19 protein-coding genes are annotated in these 18960 nt (G+C 71.2%); 10 read left to right on the top strand and 9 right to left on the bottom strand.

Going from position 1 to position 18960, the window contains the following annotated elements:
* The first annotated feature begins 204 nt into the window (after nt 1-204).
* The 5 genes from ACFQ2V_RS05035 (at nt 205) to ACFQ2V_RS05055 (ending at nt 6936) form a co-directional block, all read left to right on the top strand.
* Nucleotides 205-2823: an ATP-dependent Clp protease ATP-binding subunit gene (locus tag ACFQ2V_RS05035; RefSeq protein ID WP_386051314.1), complete on the top strand. Its 2619-nt coding sequence runs from the start codon at nt 205-207 to the stop codon at nt 2821-2823.
* Between the two features lie 201 nt (nt 2824-3024).
* On the top strand, nt 3025-3807 hold the full coding sequence (locus tag ACFQ2V_RS05040) for an ABC transporter ATP-binding protein (RefSeq protein ID WP_386051316.1): 783 nt from the start codon (nt 3025-3027) through the stop codon (nt 3805-3807).
* The gene (locus ACFQ2V_RS05045) at nt 3804-5135 is read left to right on the top strand and encodes an FtsX-like permease family protein (RefSeq protein ID WP_386051318.1); all 1332 of its coding nucleotides are present in this window, start codon (nt 3804-3806) and stop codon (nt 5133-5135) included. Before ACFQ2V_RS05040 ends, ACFQ2V_RS05045 begins: the two co-directional genes overlap by 4 nt.
* A 23-nt stretch (nt 5136-5158) precedes the next feature.
* Nucleotides 5159-6406, top strand: a complete 1248-nt coding sequence (locus ACFQ2V_RS05050; RefSeq protein WP_386051320.1) for an LCP family protein — start codon at nt 5159-5161, stop codon at nt 6404-6406.
* Nucleotides 6403-6936: an amino-acid N-acetyltransferase gene (locus ACFQ2V_RS05055; protein ID WP_386051323.1), complete on the top strand. Its 534-nt coding sequence runs from the start codon at nt 6403-6405 to the stop codon at nt 6934-6936. Before ACFQ2V_RS05050 ends, ACFQ2V_RS05055 begins: the two co-directional genes overlap by 4 nt.
* A gap of 22 nt (nt 6937-6958) precedes the next feature.
* On the opposite strand, the gene ACFQ2V_RS05060 is transcribed toward ACFQ2V_RS05055, so the two are convergent.
* The 3 genes from ACFQ2V_RS05060 to ACFQ2V_RS05070 are packed head-to-tail and all read right to left on the bottom strand — an operon-like array spanning nt 6959 to nt 9499.
* Nucleotides 6959-7891, bottom strand: a complete 933-nt coding sequence (locus tag ACFQ2V_RS05060; protein WP_386051324.1) for an ABC transporter ATP-binding protein — start codon at nt 7889-7891, stop codon at nt 6959-6961.
* Entirely contained in the window at nt 7888-8712 is an 825-nt protein-coding gene (locus tag ACFQ2V_RS05065; RefSeq protein WP_386051325.1) for an ABC transporter permease, read from the bottom strand. Before ACFQ2V_RS05065 ends, ACFQ2V_RS05060 begins: the two co-directional genes overlap by 4 nt.
* On the bottom strand, nt 8705-9499 hold the full coding sequence (locus tag ACFQ2V_RS05070; protein ID WP_386051327.1) for an ABC transporter permease: 795 nt from the start codon (nt 9497-9499) through the stop codon (nt 8705-8707). Before ACFQ2V_RS05070 ends, ACFQ2V_RS05065 begins: the two co-directional genes overlap by 8 nt.
* 104 nt (nt 9500-9603) lie before the next feature.
* Here ACFQ2V_RS05070 and ACFQ2V_RS05075 point away from each other — a divergent pair, with 104 nt between their 5' ends.
* Nucleotides 9604-9993, top strand: coding sequence for a PPOX class F420-dependent oxidoreductase (locus ACFQ2V_RS05075; RefSeq protein WP_386051329.1), 390 nt, complete (start codon nt 9604-9606; stop codon nt 9991-9993).
* 6 nt (nt 9994-9999) lie between these two features.
* Here the strand turns inward: ACFQ2V_RS05075 and ACFQ2V_RS05080 are convergent, their stop codons facing one another.
* The 3 genes from ACFQ2V_RS05080 to radA are packed head-to-tail and all read right to left on the bottom strand — an operon-like array spanning nt 10000 to nt 13476.
* Nucleotides 10000-10902 (bottom strand): A/G-specific adenine glycosylase, encoded by a 903-nt coding sequence (locus ACFQ2V_RS05080; protein WP_386051331.1) that lies wholly within the window; start codon nt 10900-10902, stop codon nt 10000-10002.
* A 25-nt stretch (nt 10903-10927) separates the two neighbouring features.
* Nucleotides 10928-12004, bottom strand: a complete 1077-nt coding sequence (gene disA / locus ACFQ2V_RS05085; protein ID WP_386051332.1) for a DNA integrity scanning diadenylate cyclase DisA — start codon at nt 12002-12004, stop codon at nt 10928-10930.
* Nucleotides 12005-12060: 56 nt separating this feature from the next.
* Nucleotides 12061-13476, bottom strand: coding sequence for a DNA repair protein RadA (gene radA / locus ACFQ2V_RS05090; protein WP_386051334.1), 1416 nt, complete (start codon nt 13474-13476; stop codon nt 12061-12063).
* A 72-nt stretch (nt 13477-13548) separates the two neighbouring features.
* Between radA and ACFQ2V_RS05095 the strand changes: the two genes are divergently transcribed.
* The gene (locus ACFQ2V_RS05095) at nt 13549-13764 is read left to right on the top strand and encodes a hypothetical protein (protein ID WP_386051336.1); all 216 of its coding nucleotides are present in this window, start codon (nt 13549-13551) and stop codon (nt 13762-13764) included.
* A gap of 205 nt (nt 13765-13969) precedes the next feature.
* A complete protein-coding gene (locus ACFQ2V_RS05100; protein WP_386051337.1) occupies nt 13970-14299 on the top strand; it encodes a histone-like nucleoid-structuring protein Lsr2 in 330 nt (109 codons plus the stop codon).
* Nucleotides 14300-14380: 81 nt separating this feature from the next.
* On the opposite strand, the gene ligD (ACFQ2V_RS05105) is transcribed toward ACFQ2V_RS05100, so the two are convergent.
* Together ligD (ACFQ2V_RS05105) and ligD (ACFQ2V_RS05110) are read right to left on the bottom strand one after the other, a co-directional pair.
* Nucleotides 14381-15271 carry a non-homologous end-joining DNA ligase gene (ligD, locus tag ACFQ2V_RS05105; RefSeq protein ID WP_386051339.1) on the bottom strand — a complete coding sequence of 297 codons (891 nt, stop codon included), beginning with the start codon at nt 15269-15271 and terminating at the stop codon, nt 14381-14383.
* A complete protein-coding gene (ligD, locus tag ACFQ2V_RS05110; protein ID WP_386051341.1) occupies nt 15271-16218 on the bottom strand; it encodes a non-homologous end-joining DNA ligase in 948 nt (315 codons plus the stop codon). The genes ligD (ACFQ2V_RS05105) and ligD (ACFQ2V_RS05110) overlap by 1 nt, the downstream gene beginning before the upstream one ends.
* 18 nt (nt 16219-16236) lie before the next feature.
* On the opposite strand from ligD (ACFQ2V_RS05110), the gene ku reads away from it, so the two are divergent.
* Together ku and ACFQ2V_RS05120 are read left to right on the top strand one after the other, a co-directional pair.
* Nucleotides 16237-17217, top strand: a complete 981-nt coding sequence (ku, locus tag ACFQ2V_RS05115) for a non-homologous end joining protein Ku (RefSeq protein ID WP_386051343.1) — start codon at nt 16237-16239, stop codon at nt 17215-17217.
* 127 nt (nt 17218-17344) lie between these two features.
* Nucleotides 17345-18091 carry an SDR family oxidoreductase gene (locus ACFQ2V_RS05120; RefSeq protein ID WP_386051345.1) on the top strand — a complete coding sequence of 249 codons (747 nt, stop codon included), beginning with the start codon at nt 17345-17347 and terminating at the stop codon, nt 18089-18091.
* 35 nt (nt 18092-18126) lie between these two features.
* Here ACFQ2V_RS05120 and ACFQ2V_RS05125 read toward each other — a convergent pair whose 3' ends face one another.
* Nucleotides 18127-18924, bottom strand: a complete 798-nt coding sequence (locus ACFQ2V_RS05125) for a sugar phosphate isomerase/epimerase family protein (RefSeq protein WP_386051346.1) — start codon at nt 18922-18924, stop codon at nt 18127-18129.
* Nucleotides 18925-18960: the final 36 nt, after the last annotated feature.

Genomic DNA, 18960 nt, shown 5'->3' on the forward strand with positions numbered 1-18960 from the left:
CGGGCGGGGCGCATGCCGTCTTCCCGAGTAGGAGCCACGTAGGACGCGCCCGTTCTGTCCGCCCACGGCGAACAGAGGCGGAACCTGAGCCGATCACGCTCAGGATGGGAACAGGACGCACCCGGCTCGCGTTGGTCGGGTTGTGCTCGTCCACAGCGGGCACGGATAGCATCGAGATGTCTCTCGATCAGTCAGGAGAAGAACATGTTCGAACGGTTCACCGACAGGGCCCGGAGGGTGGTTGTCCTCGCGCAGGAGGAAGCACGCCTGCTCAACCACAACTACATCGGGACCGAGCACATCCTCCTGGGTCTGATCCACGAAGGCGAAGGCGTCGCCGCGAAGGCCCTCGAGTCCCTCGACATCTCGCTCGAGGCGGTTCGCGCCCAGGTCCAGGAGATCATCGGGCAGGGCCAGCAGGCCCCGACCGGCCACATCCCCTTCACGCCGCGGGCCAAGAAGGTCCTCGAGTACTCCCTTCGTGAGGCCCTCCAGCTCGGCCACAGCTACATCGGCACCGAGCACATCCTGCTCGGCCTCATCCGCGAGGGCGAGGGCGTCGCCGCCCAGGTGCTCGTCAAGCTCGGCGCCGAGCTCAACAAGGTGCGTCAGCAGGTCATCCAGCTGCTCTCCGGCTACCAGGGTGGCCAGAGCGGCGAGAAGGCCGGCGCCGGCGTCGGCCAGGGCCAGACCGAGGGCACGCCCGCGGGCTCCCTCGTGCTCGACCAGTTCGGTCGCAACCTCACGCAGGCGGCCCGCGAGGGCAAGCTCGACCCGGTCATCGGGCGTGAAAAGGAGATCGAGCGGGTCATGCAGGTGCTGTCCCGCCGCACCAAGAACAACCCAGTCCTGATCGGCGAGCCCGGCGTCGGCAAGACCGCCGTCGTCGAGGGCCTCGCCCAGGACATCGTCAAGGGCGAGGTGCCCGAGACGCTCAAGGACAAGCAGCTCTACACCCTCGACCTCGGCTCGCTCGTGGCCGGTAGCCGCTACCGCGGTGACTTCGAGGAGCGGCTGAAGAAGGTCCTCAAGGAGATCCGCACCCGCGGCGACATCATCATCTTCATCGACGAGATCCACACGCTCGTCGGTGCGGGTGCCGCCGAGGGCGCCATCGACGCCGCGTCGATCCTCAAGCCGATGCTGGCCCGCGGTGAGCTGCAGACGATCGGTGCCACGACGCTCGACGAGTACCGCAAGCACATCGAGAAGGACTCGGCCCTCGAGCGGCGCTTCCAGCCGATCCAGGTGCAGGAGCCGACGCTGCCGCACGCCATCGAGATCCTCAAGGGTCTGCGTGACCGCTACGAGGCCCACCACCGCGTGACGATCACCGACGGCGCGCTCGTCGCGGCCGCCAACATGGCCGACCGCTACGTCAACGACCGCTTCCTGCCCGACAAGGCGATCGACCTCATCGACGAGGCGGGCGCGCGACTGCGCATCCGCCGCATGACGGCTCCGCCGGACCTGCGCGAGTTCGACGAGAAGATCGCCCAGCTGGTCCGCGAGAAGGAGTCGGCCATCGACGGCCAGGACTTCGAGCGTGCGGCCCGCGTCCGCGACGACGAGAAGCGCCTGCGCCAAGAGAAGGCCGCCCGTGAGGCCCAGTGGAAGTCGGGCGACATGGACGTCGTGGCGGAGGTCGACGAGGAGCTCATCGCCGAGGTCCTGGCGGCGAGCACCGGCATCCCGGTGTTCAAGCTGACCGAGGAGGAGAGCAGCCGGCTGCTCCACATGGAGGACGAGCTGCACAAGCGCATCGTCGGCATGGACGACGCCGTCAAGGCGCTCAGCCAGGCGATCCGCCGCACGCGTGCCGGCCTCAAGGACCCGCGACGCCCGGGTGGCTCGTTCATCTTCGCCGGCCCCACCGGTGTCGGTAAGACCGAGCTGGCCAAGACGCTCGCCGAGTTCCTCTTCGGCAGCGAGGACGCGCTGATCCAGCTCGACATGTCCGAGTACTCCGAGAAGCACACGGTCAGCCGCCTGTTCGGCTCGCCTCCCGGCTACGTGGGCTACGAGGAGGGCGGCCAGCTCACCGAGAAGGTGCGCCGCAAGCCGTTCTCCGTCGTGCTCTTCGACGAGGTCGAGAAGGCCCACCCGGAGATCTTCAACTCGCTGCTGCAGGTGCTCGAGGACGGCCGCCTCACCGACTCGCAGGGTCGGATGGTCGACTTCAAGAACACCGTCATCATCATGACGACCAACCTCGGCACGAGGGACATCTCCAAGGCCAACATGGGCTTCTCGGCCGGGCCCGACAGCCGCACGGACTACGAGCGGATGAAGGCGAAGGTCACCGACGAGCTCAAGCAGCACTTCCGGCCCGAGTTCCTCAACCGCGTCGACGACACCATCGTGTTCCCGCACCTCACCCGGGCCGAGATCACGCAGATCGTCGACCTCGAGATCGCCAAGCTCGACAAGCGGCTCAAGGACAAGGACATGGGCATCGAGCTCACGCCCGCGGCCAAGGACCTGCTCGCCAAGAAGGGCTACGACCCCGTGCTCGGTGCGCGCCCGCTGCGCCGCACCATCCAGCGCGAGATCGAGGACGCCCTGTCCGAGAAGATCCTCTTCGCCGAGTTCACGTCCGGCCAGTACGTCAAGGTCGACACGGAGGGCGAGGGCAAGGAGGAGAAGTTCACCTTCTCCAACATGGCCCACCCCGACGCCCACCGGCCGGCCGACGACCTGCCGGAGCTTCCCGAGGGTGCTGCCCTCGACGAGGCGCTCGGTGTCAACGTGACGGCCGGCCCCTCGACGGTGCCCGACGACCAGGTCTACCCGGACGCCGGGGTGACGGGCACCGACCGCTGACGGCACCGGGCACGGCCCGCCAGCACTGACCGACCGAAGGGGTCGGGGACCACGGTCCCCGGCCCCTTCGTCGTGCCCGCTGCAGCACCCGAGGTCGTATGCCGTGGGACCGGGCGGTCATACCGGGGTCGTACGCGTGTGGCCGGGAGGGCCGACCTCGGTCCGATGTCGCGGGGTGGGCCGCCGGGCGAGGGTTTCCCCATGAACCACAACGACCTCGACGACGGACCGAGCAGCTCGCCCGACCGGGACCTCGTCGCCCGCGACCTCGTGATGACCTACGGCAAGGGCCGCTCCGGCACCCTGCCCACCCCTCCGGCGCTCGGCGGTGTCGACCTCACCATCCGCGCGGGCCAGAGCCTTGCCGTGATGGGTCCGTCCGGCTCGGGCAAGACGACGCTGCTGCACGTCCTCGCCGGCATCCTGCGCCCGACCGGTGGCCAGGTGCTGTGGCGCGGCCGGGACATCGCGCGCATGTCGGACCGCGAGCGAACTGTCCTGCGGCGCAAGGACTTCGGTTTCGTGTTCCAGCAGGGCATGCTCCTGCCCGAGCTGCCCGCAGTCGAGAACGTCGCCCTCCCCCTCATGCTCGACGGAAGCTCCCGGTCGCAGGCCACGGCCCGGGCCGCGGCCCTGTTCGCGCCGCTCGGGCTGTCCGGCCTCGAGAAGAGGCGTCCGGGTGAGCTGTCCGGTGGGCAGGCCCAGCGCGTCGCCATCGCGAGGGCCCTCGTCGCCCGGCCCGGGGTGGTCTTCGCCGACGAGCCGACCGGTGCGCTCGACCAGACGACGAGCGCCGAGGTCATGCGCCACCTGACCGAGCTGGCGGCCCACACCGGGGCCTCGCTGGTCGTGGTGACGCACGACCAGGACGTCGCCGCCTGGTGCGGCGGCGTCGTGCGGGTGCGCGACGGCCGGGTCGTCGAGCAGACCGGCGGGCGCACCGCCCGCCACGCCGTCTCGGTTGCGACGGAGGTGTCGCGATGAAGCCGGCAACGGCCCTGTGGTGGCGGCTGCGTCGAGCCGACGCCGCTGACAACCGGTTGCCGGGCGTGCTCGCCGTCGCCTCGTTCGCGGTGGCGACGGCAGCCCTGCTCGTCTGCGTGGCCGGGCTGTCCGCCTTCCAGGCCCGCAACGCCGGGGCGCCGGGCGGGAGCAGCGGCCTGACCATCGACGAGGCCGTGATCAGCGATCTCTACGTGACGCTCGCGTGGATCGCCACGACCTGCATGGTCATCCCGATCCTCACCCTCGGCGGGGTCGCGGCACGCCTCGCCATCGCCCGCCGCGACCAGCGCCTGGCAGCACTTCGGCTGGCAGGCGCCACCTCCGCGCAGGTCACGCTGATGACGTTGGCCGAGGCCGCGGCCCAGGCGCTCGTCGGCGCGCTCATCGGGATCGTGCTCTACCTCGCCGTGCTGCCGTTGTTGGCGCGCCTGACCTTCCAGGGCCGCACGTTCGAGCTGAGCGAGCTCGTGCTGCCGCTCTGGCAGACGGCGGCCGCCGTGGGCGCCGTCGTCGTCGTCGCGATCGTCTCGGGCGCGTCGAGCCTCGCCCGGGTCGCGATCAGCCCACTCGGCGTCGCGGCGCGCACCAGCCCGAAACGGCTCAGCATCGTGCGCGTGCTCGTGGCGGCCGCCGCTGCCGCGACCTGGGTGCTCGTCATCACCCCCATGAAGAACCCGGAGCGGCTGACGATCGTGCTCGTGCTCGGCGCCATGATCCTGGCCGTCAACGCGGTCGGCCCGTGGGGCGTCATGGTGGCCGGCCGGCTCGCGGCCCGCGTCGCCCCCACCGCGCCGACTCTGCTGGCCGCCCGTCGCATCGCGGACGACCCCAGGAGCACGTGGCGGGCGGTCGGCGCCCTCGGCCTCGCGGTCGTCGTCGTGGGCTTCACGAGCCTCGCGCAGGTCGACGAGCCGGGGACGCCGCTCGAGCGCTACCTGGCGGCCGACCTCGGCACGGGAGCGCTCGTCACGCTCGTCATCATCACCATCGTCGGCGCCACGTCGACCGGGGTCGTGCAGGCGGCGCGCGTGCTCGACCAGCGCGAGCAGTACCGCGCCCTGACCCTGGCCGGCACCGGCGAGCGCTCGCTGCACCGCGCCCGCGCGCTGGAGGTGGCGCTGCCGCTGGCCACGACGATCGCACTGTCCGCCGGCTTCGTCCTCGTCCTCATGCTGCCGTTCCAGAGCAGGCTCGACGGTGGCCTCGTGGTGCGGTTCGTCGTGACGTCGGCGGTCGCGGGGGCCGTCGTGCTCGCCTCGGTGCTGGCCTCGCGGTCCCTCGTCCGGACGGCCTCCCGCGTCGCCTGAAACGGGTCGTCTACGGTGGGGCGGTGACCTCTGACCACCGCCCCACCGGCATGCGCCGACCCGACGACGTATGCCGTCCGGCGCGCTCGCGAAGCGTGTCCACGCTGCGTACGGGTTGCGTGTCGGCCGTGGCTGCGCTCACGCTCGCTGCCTGCTCGTCCGACCCCGCGCCAGCCGGCAGGTCTACGGCCCAAGGGAGTTCGAGCGCAAGCAGCGGAACGACGGTCGGCACGACCGCACCGAACGGCATCCGGGTCGCCGGCGCGCCTGCACCGCTCGCGGCGCTGGTCCGCACGGTGTACTCGGGAGGCGACCTCACGCGTACGGCCTCGCCGTCTGCGTCCGCCGCGCTCAAGGGACGCAAGGCGACCACCGGCTCCACGCAGGCGACGGCCAAGGTCGGCTCGTGGATGGGCACCCCCGTCGCCGTGGTCACGTCGGGCGACGACGTCACGCTCGCCGTCGGGCCGACGTGGAAGGTCGTGGGTGGCTGGTGGCCCTCGCTGGGGGTGGCCAGGCCGAGCCTCGGCCCCGGGCCCCGCTGGGTGCTGGCGATCGGGTCGGACGCCCGCCCCGGGCAACCGCTCGAACGCACCCGCGCCGACGTGCTGCAGGTCATCGGCGTCGACGGCAAGGGCGGCGGAGGCGTGATGGGCATGGCCCGCGACCTCTACGTCCCGCTCTCGACCGGCGGCAGGGGAAAGATCAACTCCGCCATGGTGTTCGGTGGACCGAAGGCCGAGGTGCGCACCGTGCGCAACGTCACCGGCCTGCCGATCGAGGGCTACGTCGTCCTTGGGTTCACGGGCTTCACGAAGATCGTCGACGAGCAGGGCGGCATCCCCATCGTCGTCCCGAAGACCGTCGTCGCCTCGCACGCCCGCAACCTCGTCATCAAGGCCGGTCCTCAGACCCTCACCGGCAAGCAGGCACTGGCGTACGCCCGTGAGCGGAAGACCTTGCCCGACGGCGACTTCGGCCGGTCACGCCACCAGGGCGAGGTGATCCTGGCCGCCGCGGTGAAGGCCAAGCTCGCCGGGCCGATTGCGATCCCATCGGCGCTCACGAGCTTCAGCAAGGTCGGCACGAGCAACCTCACCGCCGAGCAGATCCTCACCTTCACGGCCGGCCTGCACCAGGTGAGCCCGCTCAAGGTGGGCCTGGGTGTGGCCAAGGGGTCCTTCGGCACGGCCGGCGCGCAGTCCATCGTCGTCCTCGGCAACGAGGCCCGACGCCTCTTCGCACAGTTCCGCGACGGGAACCTGTCATGAGCGACGCGACGAACGGGCAGAGGACGCACGCTGCCACGCCCGTCATCCGCCGGGCGCGCACCTCGGACGTACGCGACATCCGCGCTCTCGTGGCCCCGCTCGCCGAGCGTCGGGTGCTCGTCAGCAAGGAGGCCGTCACCTACTTCGAGAGCCTCCAGGAGTTCCGGGTCGCCGAGCTCGGGGGCCGCGTCGTCGGTTGCGGCGCACTCCACGTCATGTGGGAGGACCTCGCCGAGATCCGCACCCTCGCGGTCGCCCCCGAGATGCTCGGCACCGGACTAGGCGGCCGGTTGCTCGAGGCCCTCGTCGAGGACGCCCGCGAGATCGGGGTCGAGCGGCTCTTCTGCCTCACCTTCGAGACGGACTTCTTCGTGCGGCACGGGTTCGAGGCCATCGAGGGCCAGGCCGTGCCGATGGACGTCTACGCCGAGCTGCTGCGCTCCTACGACGAAGGTGTCGCCGAGTTCCTCGACCTCGAAAGGGTCAAGCCGAACACCCTCGGCAACACCCGGATGCTCCGCACGCTCTGACCACCGGTCGCCCGCAGCCCCGTCAGGTGCGGCCGGACGCGGCGTAGATGCGGCGCACGACGTCCTCGATGTCGGGCTCCTCGATGGTCAGGTCGCGCACCTCGTGCCGGGCCGAGACCTGCGCCAGCACCGCTGCGGCCGTCGTCGCCTCGGAGTCGAAGGCGAGCCGCTGGCGCAGCCCGTCGGACTCGCTGTCGAGCAGGCGCGTGCGAGCGATGTCGTCGAGGGCGGGCGTCGGTTGCGCCAGGTCGATGACGAGGACGCGCTGCGCGCCCACCGTGGCGGCCAGCCCGGTCAGGGTGCCGTCGAACGCGAGCCGCCCCCGGTCGACGACGAGCACGCGGTCGCACAGCCGCTCGATGTCGCCCATGTCGTGCGTCGTCAGCAGCAGCGTGGTGCCGCGCTCCCGCCGCTCGGCCACGAGGAACTCGCGCAGGCGCTGCTTGGAGAGCACGTCCAGGCCGATCGTCGGCTCGTCGAGGACGAGCAGGTCGGGCGAGTGCAGCAGTGCCGCGGCGATCTCGGCACGCATGCGCTGGCCCAGCGAGAGCGATCGCACGGGAGTGGCGAGCTGGGGCCCCATCTCGAGCTGCTCGACGAGCGTGTCGGTGCGCGCCCGGGTCGCCTGCTCGCCGAGGCCGTGGATGGCCGCGAGGATGGCGAACGAGTCGCGCAGGGGCAGGTCCCACCAGAGCTGCGACCGCTGTCCGAAGACGACGCCGACGCGTCGGGCGACGGCGACTCGCTCACGCATCGGGTCGAGGCCGCAGGTGCGCACGTGCCCCGAGGTCGGCTTGAGGATGCCGGTCAGCATCTTGATCGTCGTCGACTTGCCGGCGCCGTTCGCCCCGATGTAGCCGACCGACTCTCCGGGCTCGACCGAGAAGGTCATCCGGTCGACGGCCCGGGTCTTCTTGAAGTCGCGCACGAGGTCGCGGGTCTCGATGATGCTCATCCGCCGGCTCCTTGGTAGTGACGGGTCCCGGACCTCCAGCACAGCCCGGCGATACCCCACGCGAGCAGCGCGGCGAGGGGCGTGCACCAGGCGAGCCAGTGGGGCGCGAGGTGGTCTCCGGGCAGGTCGAGGATGGCGACCGCGGGGAGGTAGGCGACGAAAGCGGTCGGCACGACGAACGTCCAGAAGATCCGCAGCGGTCCCGGGAAGACCTGCTGGCTCTGCTGGGCGGCATACTGCCCGCCGTAGGTGAAGGCGTTGGTGAACTCAGAGCCGTCCACGAGGAAGAACTGGAGCCCGCCCGCGGCCGTGAAGAGCGCGGCGAAGATCGCGGTGCCACTCACGATCGTCACCGCGATGAGGAGCACCTTGGCCGGTGACCACTGGACGGTGCCGGTCGTCAGTGCGACCACGAGGGCGACGACGGCGACGGACAGTCGACCGATGCGGCGCATCGACAGCTCGCTCGTCATGAGCTGCGCCAGCAGCGGCAGCGGCCTGACGTAGAAGGCGTCGACCTGTCCCGCCCGGATGTAGACGGGCAGCTGGTCGAGGTGGCCGACGAACATGTCGGCCAGCGAGAAGGCGAGGTTGGACAGGGCGAAGACGAGCAGCGCCCCGTGGAAGTCGAGCCCGCCGAGCAGCTTGACGTTGTGGAAGATGACCCACACCTCGGCGAACTCGGCCAGGCCCACCCCGACGGTGCCGAGGATGTCGGTGACGAAGGACGCGCGGTACTGCATCTGCGCGCGGGCGCGGGAGGCGAGCAGCACCCGGTAGGGGCGCAGCCGCCGGCTCAGCGAGGACGTCGAGTCAGCCACCCTGCACCTCCAGCCGTCGACGGCCGGCCCGCAGCACGACCTGGCCGAGCACGATGAGCAGGGCCGCCCAGAAGGCCTGCACCGCAACGGCCGACGCGATGTCGATGCCGACGACGCGTCCGGCGAGGATGTCGATCGGGTTCTGCAGCATCGACGGGAAGGGCGACCACTGTGCGATCGTGCGCAGCCAGTCGGGGAACCACGGCACCGGGAGGTAGAGCCCGCACAGCAGTCCGCCCGTGATCATCCAGAGCAGCGTGATGCCGCGGATCTCGACGAGCCAGAACGCGAGCAGGTTGATGACGAAGTTGCCGGAGAAGGCGACGACGACGGCCAGTGCCACCGACACGGCACCGACGACCCAGCTGGTCACGGACGGCGGCCACGCCATGTCGAAGAGCAGGGCACCGAGCAGCAGTGCCGGGAGCCCCCGGCCGAGCAGGTTGATGCCCGCACGACCGAGGTCGCCTGCGAGATAGGTGAACTGGGGGTTGATGGGTCGCAGGAAGTCGACCGCGATGTCGCCCGACCGCACCCGGTCCTTGACCTCGGAGAACCCCCACAGGTTGACGGTGCCCAGAAGCGCCTGGCCCCACCACACGAAGGCGATCGTCGTCGGCTTGTCGTAGCCACCGATGGAGGCGTTCGCGGAGGTCAGGGCAGCCAGCAGGATCGAGGCCCGGATGACGCCGAAGACGGAGTTCGTCGTCATGCCGGCCAGCAGGGCCAGGCGGTAGGTCGAGTGCCTCCTGAAACCCGCCCGCACGAGCACCCAGAAGGTCCTCACGACGGTCTGGGGGCGGAGGGCACAAAGGGCGACACTACCCACGAGCCGACGCCTGATCAACGGGGCGTGCAGACCCCTGCCTCCTCGCCTGACAGACTCGCGCCATGGCAAACCCACCCGGCGACCTCTCCCCCGAGGCGCTCGAGTTCCTCACCGTCCGGCACCTGGCGACCCTGACGACCCTGCGGCCCGACGGCCGTCCGCACGTCGTGCCGGTGGGCTTCACGTGGGACCTTGCCACCTCGACCGCCCGCGTCATCACGAGCCGCGGCAGCCGCAAGGCCCGCAATGCGACCGCCGGCTGCCCCGCGGTGCTCTGCCAGGTCGACGGCAGGCACTGGCTCTCGCTCGAGGGCACGGCGCGGGTCGTCGACGACGCGGCCGCCGTCACCGACGCCGAGCAGCGGTATGCCGCCCGCTACCGTCAGCCGCGCCCCAACCCCGAGCGCGTGGTCCTCGCGATCGCCGTCGCGAGCGTCCTCGGCAACCTCTGAACGTCGTCAGGCCGGAAGTCGGTAACGGCTGCGCGACAGCGGCTCGACGAGGCCGTCGGCCACGAGCGAGTCGAGGCAGCGCATGACCTGCACCCGGTCGTCGGCGGAGTCCTCCAGGCCCGAGAGCGGCACCGCGTGGTGCGCCTCCCTCAGGCGCCGCAGCAGCTCGCCGCGGACCTGCCGGTCGGTGCCGTGCCAGGCCTGGCCCCGGCGCGGTGGCCCGTCGTAGGCCGGCCGGCCCGCGACGTTCCAGGCACACAGGTCGGCGACCGGGCAGTCGTCGCAGCGGGGGCCGCGGGCGACGCAGACGAGCGCGCCGAGCTCCATGACGGCGACGTTCCACGTGTTGGCGGTGTCGCGATCGGCCGGCATCGACTCGGCGGCAAGCACCATCTCGGCGCGGTTGAGGGTCGGGTTCGGGAACGCCTTGCCCTCGAGGGTGCGCGCGAGCACGCGCCGCACGTTCGTGTCGACGACGACCTCCGGAATGCCGAACGCGAAGCACGACACCGCGGCCGCCGTGTAGGCGCCGACCCCCGGCAGGGCGAGGAGCTCCTCGGGCGTGCTCGGCACCTCACCCCCGTGGCGCTGCACCATCACTGTCGCCGCCTCGTGGAGCCGCAGTGCCCGACGCGGGTAGCCGAGACGGCCCCAGGCCCGCACCGCGTCGCCCGGCGGTGCAGCGGCGAGGTCGGCCGGCGTGGGCCAGCGGCGCATCCACTCACGCCAGGCGGGTTCCACCCGGCTGAGCGGCGTCTGCTGCGACATCACCTCGGAGAGGAACACACCCCACGCGCTGCAGTCGGGCTCACGCCAGGGCAGGTGGGTGCGACCGGCCTCGGCGTACCAGCCGCTGACCCGCTCGTGCAGCAACGGGAGCGGTGGCAGGGAGACGGGGGCGGACGGCATACGCGAGGAGTGCAGGACGCGAGCGTCAGACGTAGCGCTCGAGGATGCTCGACTCGGCGAGGCGCGACAGGCCCTCGCGCACGGCGCGGGCACGGCCCTCGCCGACGCCGTCGACGAGCATGAGGTCCTCGATGCCGGCGGCCAGGAGGCGCTGCAGCGACTCGAAGTGGTTGACGAGGCGGTCGACGATCGCGGTGGGCAGGCGCGGCACCTTGGTGAGCAGCCGGTAGCCCAGCGGCGACACGGGCGCGTCGAGGCTGTCGCCGACGACCGAGAAACCGACGGCGCGAGCCCCGGCCGCGAGGTCGAGCAGCTCGACCGCGTTGAGCGTCTGGAGGTTGTCGAGGGCCTCGGGCAGGTCGAGCCCCGACTTCGTGGCCGGCAGGTAGTCGCGGATGACGAGCTCGCGGTCGTTGCCGAGCCCGCCGACGAGCTCCTCGAGCTGGAGGCTGAGGAGGCGGCCGTCGGTGCCGAGCTCGACGACGTAGTCCTGGATCTCGGCGGAGATGCGGCGCACCATCTCGAGGCGCTGCAGCACGGCCGTGACGTCACGGATCGTGACGAGGTCCTCGATCTCGAGGGCCGACAGCGTGCCAGTGACCTCGTCGAGGCGGGCCTTGTAGCGCTCGAGGGTCTGCAGCGCCTGGTCGGCCCGCGACAGCGTGGTCGGGGACCCCTCGATGACGTGCCGCAGGTCGCCGACGTAGAGCGCGACGACACCCATCGACTGGCTCACCGAGATGACGGGGTAGCCCGTCTGCTTGGCCACCCGCTCGGCGGTGCGGTGGCGCGTGCCGGACTCGGTGGTCTCGATGCTCGAGTCGGGCACGAGCTGGGTGGCGGCGCGCAGGATGCGGGTGCCCTCACGGTCGAGCACGACGGCGCCGTCCATCTTGGCCAGCTCGCGCAGGCGGGTGGCGGAGAACTCGACGTCGAGCGTGAACCCGCCGGTGCACAGCGACTCGACCACACGGTCGAAGCCGAGCACGATGAGCGCCCCGGTGCGACCGCGCAGGATGCGTTCGAGGCTGTCGCGCAGCTCCGTTCCCGGGGCTACCGCGGCGAGGGCCGCGCGCAGCAGCAGCTCGTCGTTCCGGTCCATCACTTCCCTGTTCGCAATGGGGGGCGCCGAGCGGGTCCGACCCGGTCGGTCGCAGTCTAGACGGTGCCGACGGCCGGCGCCGTCGATGGTCGGCCACCGGCGAGGCGGCCCATCGCCTCGATGGCCCTCGCGACGTCGGACACCTCGACCGCCCGGATGCCCTCGGGCACCGACGAGTCGGCGAGACTGCCCGCCGGCACGAGGGCATGGCGGAACCCCAGCCGCGCGGCCTCGGAGAGGCGCCGGTCGAGACCGGTCACCCGCCGCACCTCGCCCGCGAGCCCCACCTCGCCGAACGCGACGACGTCGGTGGCGAGCGGCTGGTCGACGACGGAGGACGCGAGCGCGCAGACGATCGCGAGGTCGGCGGCCGGCTCGGTGATGCGCACGCCGCCGACGGTGGCCGCGAAGATGTCGCGCGAGCCGACCGGGGCGCCCGCACGCTTGTCGAGGACGGCGATGACCATCGCGAGCCGTGAGGCGTCGAGCCCGCTCGACGTGCGCCGCGGCGAAGGCAGGGTGGACGGTGCGACGAGGGCCTGGACCTCGGCGACCAGCGGCCGGCGGCCCTCGAGCGTCACGGTCACGCAGGTGCCCGGCACCGCGTGGTCGCGGCTGGACAGGAAGAGCCCGCTGGGGTCGGGCAGGCCGGTGATGCCGACGTCGGACAGGTCGAAGCAGCCCACCTCGTCGGTGGGACCGAAGCGGTTCTTGACGGCGCGGACGAGGCGCAGCCGCGAGTGACGGTCGCCCTCGAACTGGATGACGACGTCGACGAGGTGCTCGAGGACGCGGGGCCCCGCGATGGAGCCGTCCTTGGTGACGTGTCCGACGAGCAGGACCGCGACCCCGCGTGCCTTCGCAGCCTGGATGAGGCTGCCCGCGACCTCGCGGACCTGCGAGACGTTGCCGGCCTGGCCCTCCACGTCGGCGCTGGCGATGGTCTGGACCGAGTCGACGACGAGCAGTGCGGGCGACCGGGACTCGACGTGGCCGAGAACGGTGGCGAGGTCGGTCTCGGCGGCGAGGTAGAGCGTGTCGGCCATCGCGGAGATGCGCTCGGCCCGGGTGCGTACCTGGGCCGCGGACTCCTCGCCGCTGACGTAGAGGACGTCGGCCCCCGAGCGGGCGGTGCGCGCGGCGACGTCGAGCAGCAGCGTGGACTTGCCGACACCGGGCTCGCCCGCGACGAGCACGACACCACCGGGCACGAGACCGCCGCCGAGCACCCGGTCGAACTCCGCGACGCCGGTCGGGCGGGCGGCCGCACGCGTCACGTCGACGTCGGCGATGCGCTGCGCGGGGGTGACCACGGAGGCCGCGGCGGTGCGCGCGGCTGTGGCTGCACCGGTCTCGGCGACGGTGCCCCACGCCTGGCACTCGCCGCACCGTCCGACCCACTTGACGGTGGTCCACCCGCACTCGCCGCAGCGGAATCCGGGAGTGCGGCGGGTCGTCGTCCTCGTAGCCATGGCATGACCGTACGGGCCGGGTCGGACAGCGCCCGGGACGGCCTGCCGCGACGACATGAGAAAATGGCACCCATGGAATCGGTTCTGCCCTATGTGCTCGCCATCGTGCCGACGATCGGTGTGGGCACGCTCTTCTACTTCGTGATCAAGAGCATCCTCGAGGGCGACCGACGCGAGCGGCTGGCGCAGGCGCGCTGGGAGGCCACGCACGACCGCGCCGACGCCGCGCACGACCATTCCGGTGACGCCGAGGACCCCGCCCGGGGCAGCTCGTCGAACGGCCGCTGAAAGCCGCCGACAAAGGCAGACGAACGGTCACGCGCCGGCAATTCACCGCACTCCGGCCGTGACCAAGATCAATTGCACACGGCCGTGCAGATGAATGTGTTTGGAGGAAATGCATTCCCGCGCGTTTACCTGTAAATTGATGCTGCCGCGGGGTCATGTATTCGCGGTTTTCCCCTCCCAGACCGACAACTTCAGATGGAGAAACATGGCTCAGCGTGTCGAAGTGGTACTGATCGACGACGTCGACGGCGGAAACGCCGAGGAGACCGTCACCTTCGCCCTCGATGGTGTGACCTACGAGATCGACCTGTCCGGCAAGAACGCCAAGAAGCTGCGTGACGACCTCGCGACCTGGACCGGGCACGCGCGTCGCGCCGGGGCCGCCAAGGCCGCCTCGCGTCGCCGGGCTGCCGGCTCCGCGAAGCGCGGCGACCTGACCGCCGTCCGCGAGTGGGCGCGCGCCAACGGTCACGCCGTCTCGGACCGCGGTCGCATCTCGGCCGAGATCCAGTCCGCCTACGACAAGGCGCACTGACAGCACGTCCCGAACCAAGGGCCCGGTATCCGCACGGATGCCGGGCCCTTCGTGGTGCGACAGTGCAGTCACGCCCCCGGGTCACCGACCGGTGATCCCGGCGGCCAGGTCACCGTCGCGGGCGACCCGGTCGAGCACCTCGTCGGCCGTCAGCTGGACGAGGTCCTCGTCACCCGACGCCCCTGCCTCGATCTCGTCCCACGACCTCGGCGCCGCCACGGTGGGCCGGTCGCGGCCACGCAGCGAGTACGGGCACACGGTCGTCTTTGCCGCGACGTTCTGGCTCCAGTCGAGGAAGATCTTGCCGGGCCGCAGCTCCTTCGCCATCTTCCAGACGATGAGGTCGGGATGCTGCTTCGTCAGCTCCTGCGCGAGCTGCTGCACCGTGTCGCGGATCTGGTCGCTCGTGTGGGTGCCGGGCAGGACGGCATACAGCTGGAGTCCCTTGCTACCACTGGTGACCGGCACGGTGTCGAGGCCGATGCCACCGAGCCGTTCGCGCACGATGAGCGCCACGCGGGCGCACTCGTGCAGGCCGGTGCCGGGCCCGGGGTCGAGGTCGATGACGAGGCGGTCCGGCCCGAGGGGCACGGCGTCGCGCCCGTCACCGTCGAAGCGCCACTGCGGCACGTGCAGCTCGAGCGAGTTGAGGTTGGCGAAGAAGGTGAGCCCGGCCAGGTCGTCGATGAACGGGAAGACGGGGTCGCGCCCCGCCCTCCGGATCCACGGTGGCGTGCCCGACGGGATGTTCTTCTCGAAGAACTGCATGTCACCGACCCCGTGCGGGAAGCGGATTCGTGTGACGGCCCGGTCGCGAAGGTGCGGCAGGATGACCGGTGCGATGCGCGCGTAGTAGTCGATGACCTGCGCCTTGGTGGTGCCCGCCCTCGGGTACATGACCTTCTCGAGGCTCGACAGCTTCATCCGTCGGCCGTCGACCTCGACGGTCACCTTCGGTGCCTCGTAGGGCATCACTCACCGTCCCCGTGGTCGTCGACATCACCCGGGGTGAGGTCGCTGCGCAGGCCCTTGTATGCCGGTTGGCGCAGCCTGCCCTGCCCGCTCAGTCCCAGCGACTGCACGTCGGCGACGAGCACGGGGTGCACCCACGTGGCACCGTTGGAGTCCTCTGCCGGAACGGCTGTGGCAAAAGGGGATTCGACCGAACTGAGCGCCTCGAGGTCTCGCATGAGCGCCTGCCCGGTCTTGCCTGCGAGACCTGAGCCGACGCGCCCGAGGTAGCGCAGGCCGCCGGGTCCCGGCACGCCGACGAGCACCGCACCGAGCCGACGGGACACGGTGCCGGTGGACTCGGGGCGCCACCCGCCGATGACGACCGAGACGGTGCCGCGGTGAGGAGACTTGAGCCAGTGGGGCGACCGCAGGCCGGGCACGTAGGTCGAGTCGACGCGTTTCGAGACGATGCCCTCGAGGCCCTGTTCCTTCGTCGCGGCGTGCAGCGTCGCGCCGTCGGAGAAGGTCGGCGGCGTCTGCCAGCGCGGCCCGGCGAGCTCGAGACGTTCGAGCGTGGACCGACGGTCGGTCCACTTGCGGCCCAGCAGGTCGACCCCGTAGAGGCGCAGCAGGTCGAACGTCATCAACGTCACCGGCGCCTGCTCGGCCAGCAGCGTCGCCCGCCGCGCGTCCGTGACGTGGAACCGCTCGGCCATCGCGGCGAAGGAGGGCACGCCGTCGCGCATCGACACGATCTCGCCGTCGAGCAGCATGTCGGCGTACTCGTCGACCAGGGCACGCAGCTCCGGGAACGCCACGGTGACGTCGCGCTCGGTGCGGGTGAACAGGCGCATCTCGCCGTCGCGCACGTCGGCCAGGACGCGCATGCCGTCCCACTTGACCTCGTGCTGCCAGCGGTCGTCGGCCGGAATGGTCGACGCGGGCGTCGCGAGCATGGGGCGCATGGGTGCATTCTTGTTCTCATGCGAGCCATCTGGAAAGGCGCCGTGTCGTTCGGCCTGGTCAATGTGCCGGTCCGACTCTTTTCGGCAACCGAGAACCACGACGTGCAGTTCCGCCAGGTCCACGAGAAGGACGGGGGCCGCATCAAGTACCAACGCGTGTGCTCGATCGACGGCGAGGAGGTGCCCTACTCCGACATCGCCAAGGGCTACGAGGCCGCCGACGGCCAGATGGTCGTGTTGACCGACGAGGACCTCAAGAGCCTGCCCTCGCGGTCGTCGAAGGAGATCTCGATCGAGAAGTTCGTGCCGTCGGAGCAGATCGACCCGCTCCTGTTCGACAAGAGCTACTACCTCGAGCCCGACAAGACCGGCCTCAAGCCGTACGTGCTGCTGCGCGACGCCCTGGAGAAGGCCGACCGGATGGCGCTGGTCACCGTGTCGGTGCGCACCCGCATGACGCTCGCCGTGCTCCGGGTGCGCGACGGCGTCATCGTGCTGCAGACGCTGCTCTGGGCGGACGAGGTGCGCACGCCCGAGTTCGAGTCGCTCTCGGAGGACACCCACGCAACGGCCAAGGAGCTCGCGATGGCGGCCTCGCTGGTCGACTCGCTGTCGGGTGACTACGAGCCCGACGAGTTCGAGGACGACTACTCCGAGGCCGTCACCCAGCTCGTCGCGACGAAGATCGAGGGCGGTGACATCACCGAGACGCCCGAGGCCAAGGGTGAGGAGACCGAGGTCGTCGACCTGCTCGCTGCGCTGCAGCGCAGCGTCGACAAGGCCAAGGCCGCCAAGTCGGGCGGCTCGAGCGGTTCGGCCGCAGCCGCGGGCGACGCCGACGACAGCGACGACAGCGACGACAGCGCCGAGAAGTCCACCGCCAAGAAGTCGACCACGAAGAAGGCGGCCACGAAGAAGGCCGCTGCGAAGTCCACCGCTGCGAAGTCCACCGCCAAGAAGTCGACGACCAAGAAGGCGGCCACGAAGAAGGCCAGCTGAGCGCTCCTCGTCACGTCACGAGCTCCACCGCGGCGCGACGGCAACGACGGCGTGCTCGAGGCTGTCGGGGGGCGTATGCCGTCGGGCCCGTCGGGCACGCCCCCCGCCGGCTCGTAGGGTGGCCCGCATGAGCGAGCATCGCCCCCAGCCCTCCCGCCCTGTGGCCGTGGTGACCGGCGCAACCCGCGGCATCGGCCTGGCCGTCGCCGAGGACCTCGCCGACACCCACCACGTCGTGGTCGGCGGTCGCAGTGCCGGGTCGGTCGCGTCGGTCGTCGACCGGCTGCCGTCCGCGGAAGGGTTGGTCGCCGACCTCGCCGACTGCTCCCCCGGCGGGTCTCTCGAGAGCGCGCTGGAGGCGCTCGTGCCGAGGCTGGACCGGGTCGACGTGCTCGTGCACTCGGCAGGGGTGCTGCGCAGCGGGACCGTCGCCGACTCGCCGGTGTCGGACTGGGCCGAGTCCCTGACGGTCAACGTCACCGCCGTCGCCGCCGTGACGAGGGCGCTGCTGCCGGCGCTGCGCCGGGCCCACGGTCTGGTGATCACGGTGAACTCCGGGTCGGGTCTCACGGCGTCGCCCGCGTCGGGCGCCTACTGCGCGTCGAAGTTCGCGCTTCGGGCCCTCACCGACTCGCTGCGCCAGGAGGAGCGCGAGCACGGTGTGCGGGTGACGTCGCTGCACCCGGGCCGTGTCGACACGGACATGCAGCACGAGCTCGTCGCGTTCGAGGGCGCCGAGTACGACGCCTCGGCCTACCTCGACGTGCGTTCCGTCGTGCGGGCCGCCCGCCTCGCCATCGACGCGGGTGAGGACGCGAGCGTCGACATGGTCTCGGTGCGTCCGCGCGGCTGGCGCCCGCGAACGTCCGCCTGAGACCCCGGCGTCCCGGTCGTCCGATCGGCGCCGGGTCAGATGCGGCTGGAGCCGCGCGTGGGCATGAGCGCCAGACGCGCGAACGCGAGCGAGGCCGCGAGGTCGACCTCGCGCTGCTCGCGGTCACCCTTGCGGGTCGAGACCTCGACGACGACCTCTCCCGACCAGTCGCTGTCGGCGAGGTGCTCGAGCACGTCTGCGCACGGCTGCGTGCCGCGCCCGGGCACGAGGTGCTCGTCGAGGAAGGACCCGAGCCCGTCGGCAAGGTGCAGGTGGGCCAGCCGCGAGCCCAGCCGGTGTGCCATCTCGAGCGCGTCGGAACCCGCGGTCGCCGTGTGCGACAGGTCGAGCGTCACGTGGTCGTAGGGCTGTTCGACGGGATCCCAGTGCGGCAGGTAGGCCATGACCTCGCGACGCGCGGTCCGCCACGGGTACATGTTCTCGACGGCGAGCCTGATGCCGTGGTCGTGCTCGCGGAGGGCGATCCCGTCGACGAACCCGGCGGCGTACTCCTTCTGCCAGCGGAACGGTGGGTGGAGCACGACCGTGCCCGCCCCCACCTCGAGCGCGAGCTCGATCGACCGGTCGACCTTGCCCCACGGGTCGGCGCCCCAGATGCGCTGGGTCAGCAGCAGCGTCGGGGCGTGGACCGACACGACGGGCAGCCCGTGCAGCTCGGACAGGGCACGCAGGGCCCCGGCCTCCTGGGTCACCGGGTCGGTCCAGACCATGACCTCGATCGCGTCGTAGCCGAGCCGCGCGGCGGTCGCGAAGGCGGTCGCCGCGTTGTCGGGGTAGAGCGAGGCGGTCGACAGGCCGACCCGGATCGTCATGCGGCCATTGTCCGGCACGGCGTCCGGGCGGTCGCA

It is taken from the genome of Terrabacter terrigena (genome assembly GCF_042676085.1).
Lineage (GTDB): Bacteria > Actinomycetota > Actinomycetes > Actinomycetales > Dermatophilaceae > Terrabacter > Terrabacter terrigena.

Excerpts from the sequence above, each read along its gene's own strand:
- ACFQ2V_RS05035 (WP_386051314.1), top strand. The coding sequence starts at position 205 with ATGTTCGAACGGTTCACCGACAGGGCCCGGAGGGTGGTTGTCCTCGCG.
- ACFQ2V_RS05040 (WP_386051316.1), top strand. The coding sequence starts at position 3,025 with ATGAACCACAACGACCTCGACGACGGACCGAGCAGCTCGCCCGACCGG.
- ACFQ2V_RS05045 (WP_386051318.1), top strand. The coding sequence starts at position 3,804 with ATGAAGCCGGCAACGGCCCTGTGGTGGCGGCTGCGTCGAGCCGACGCC.
- ACFQ2V_RS05055 (WP_386051323.1), top strand. The coding sequence starts at position 6,403 with ATGAGCGACGCGACGAACGGGCAGAGGACGCACGCTGCCACGCCCGTC.
- ACFQ2V_RS05060 (WP_386051324.1), bottom strand. The coding sequence starts at position 7,891 with ATGAGCATCATCGAGACCCGCGACCTCGTGCGCGACTTCAAGAAGACC.
- ACFQ2V_RS05075 (WP_386051329.1), top strand. The coding sequence starts at position 9,604 with ATGGCAAACCCACCCGGCGACCTCTCCCCCGAGGCGCTCGAGTTCCTC.
- ACFQ2V_RS05080 (WP_386051331.1), bottom strand. The coding sequence starts at position 10,902 with ATGCCGTCCGCCCCCGTCTCCCTGCCACCGCTCCCGTTGCTGCACGAG.
- disA (WP_386051332.1), bottom strand. The coding sequence starts at position 12,004 with ATGGACCGGAACGACGAGCTGCTGCTGCGCGCGGCCCTCGCCGCGGTA.
- radA (WP_386051334.1), bottom strand. The coding sequence starts at position 13,476 with ATGGCTACGAGGACGACGACCCGCCGCACTCCCGGATTCCGCTGCGGC.
- ACFQ2V_RS05095 (WP_386051336.1), top strand. The coding sequence starts at position 13,549 with ATGGAATCGGTTCTGCCCTATGTGCTCGCCATCGTGCCGACGATCGGT.
- ACFQ2V_RS05100 (WP_386051337.1), top strand. The coding sequence starts at position 13,970 with ATGGCTCAGCGTGTCGAAGTGGTACTGATCGACGACGTCGACGGCGGA.
- ligD (WP_386051339.1), bottom strand. The coding sequence starts at position 15,271 with ATGCCCTACGAGGCACCGAAGGTGACCGTCGAGGTCGACGGCCGACGG.
- ligD (WP_386051341.1), bottom strand. The coding sequence starts at position 16,218 with ATGCGCCCCATGCTCGCGACGCCCGCGTCGACCATTCCGGCCGACGAC.
- ku (WP_386051343.1), top strand. The coding sequence starts at position 16,237 with ATGCGAGCCATCTGGAAAGGCGCCGTGTCGTTCGGCCTGGTCAATGTG.
- ACFQ2V_RS05120 (WP_386051345.1), top strand. The coding sequence starts at position 17,345 with ATGAGCGAGCATCGCCCCCAGCCCTCCCGCCCTGTGGCCGTGGTGACC.
- ACFQ2V_RS05125 (WP_386051346.1), bottom strand. The coding sequence starts at position 18,924 with ATGACGATCCGGGTCGGCCTGTCGACCGCCTCGCTCTACCCCGACAAC.